The 1,597-nt window shown below is 76.3% G+C and carries 1 protein-coding gene; it reads left to right on the top strand.

What is annotated here, in order from left to right:
• The coding region (locus KN815_RS49000; protein ID WP_216348188.1) for a bifunctional 3'-5' exonuclease/DNA polymerase at nt 1-1,370 on the top strand (1,370 nt) is incomplete at its 5' end.
• Nucleotides 1,371-1,597 lie beyond the last annotated feature (227 nt).

Genomic DNA, 1,597 nt, shown 5'->3' on the forward strand with positions numbered 1-1,597 from the left:
CCGTCCCCGAGGATCCGCCGCCCCGGGCGGCCGGGGCCCAGCCGTCGCTGTTCGAGCCCGGTCCGCCGCCGCTGCCGCCGGGCACCGACCCGCTGGAAGCGCTGCTCGCGGTGTACGCGGAGCAGTTGGTCCGTACGGAGGCGGCCGAGCACCCGGACCGGATGCGGCTGCTGACCACCGCCGAGTCGGCGGGGATGCTGATCGCCGCCGAGATGCGGCGGGCCGGGGTGCCCTGGAGCGCCGACCGCCACCGGGAGCTGCTGGACGAGCTGCTCGGCGAGCGCTATCCGGGCGGTCTGGAGCCGCAGCGCCTGGTCGAGCTGGCCGACGAGGTCTCGCGCGCCTTCGGCACCCGGGTCCGGCCCGATCTGCCCGCCGAGGTCGTCAAGGCGTTCGCCCGCGCGGGCATCGCGCTCGGCTCGACCCGCGCCTGGGAGCTGGAGCGGATCGACCACCCCGCCGTCGAGCCGCTGCTGCGCTACAAGAAGCTCTACCGGCTGCATACCGCCCACGGCTGGGCCTGGCTCCAGTCCTGGGTGCGCGACGGCCGCTTCCGCCCGGAGTATCTGCCCGGCGGCACCGTCTCCGGCCGCTGGACCACCAACGGCGGCGGGGCGCTTCAGATCCCCAAGGTGGTGCGGCGCGCGGTGGTGGCCGATCCGGGGTGGCGGCTGGTGGTGGCCGACGCCGACCAGATGGAGCCGCGAGTGCTCGCCGCGATCTCCCGCGACCCCGGGCTGATGGAGGTCGCGGGCAGCGGCCGGGATCTGTACGCGACACTGTCCGACCGTGCCTTCTCCGGCCGCCGCGAGCTGGCCAAGCTGGCGCTGCTGGGCGCGGTGTACGGCCAGACCTCCGGCGACGGCCTGAAGCATCTCGCCGCCCTGCGGCGGCGCTTCCCGGCGGCGGTGGCGTATGTGGACGAGGCGGCCCGCGCGGGCGAGGAAGGGCGGCTGGTGCGCACCTGGCTGGGCCGCACCTGCCCGCCCGTGGGCGGCGGCGCCGAGGAGCCGGCCGACGAGGCGGGGCTGCCCCGGGAGCAGGAGGAGCCGTCGTACGGCAGCACGGCGAGCGCCCGCGCGCGCGGCCGGTTCACCCGGAACTTCGTGGTGCAGGGCAGCGCCGCCGACTGGGCCCTGCTGCTGCTCGCCGCGCTGCGGCGGTCGCTGACCGGGGCGGGGCTGCGCGCGGAGATCGTCTTCTTCCAGCACGACGAGGTGATCGTGCACTGCCCCCGGGAGGAGGCCGACGCGGTCCGGGAGGCCATCGCCGAGGCGGGCGAGACGGCCGGGCGGATCGCCTTCGGACCGACACCGGTGCGGTTCCCCCTCACGATGGCGGCGGTGGAGTGCTACGCGGACGCGAAGTGAGCCGGCCCGGGCCCTGTCCGGTGGATCTTCGCGCCAGCCGTTCCAGCTCTCGTCGTACGGATCGTGCGGCCTGCCACATCAGCGGCCGATGCCCGGGGCATCCGACAACCGAGGCATCCGACAACCGAGGCATCCGATACAGGGGCAGCCCCGGCGGTCCGGCCGGAACCGGGCGGCGCGCGGTGCCGGGCGGCGCGGGCCCGCGAAGGCCCACCGCACCGGGCCCG

Origin of the sequence: Streptomyces niphimycinicus (assembly GCF_018883605.1) — a bacterium.
Taxonomy (GTDB): domain Bacteria; phylum Actinomycetota; class Actinomycetes; order Streptomycetales; family Streptomycetaceae; genus Streptomyces; species Streptomyces niphimycinicus.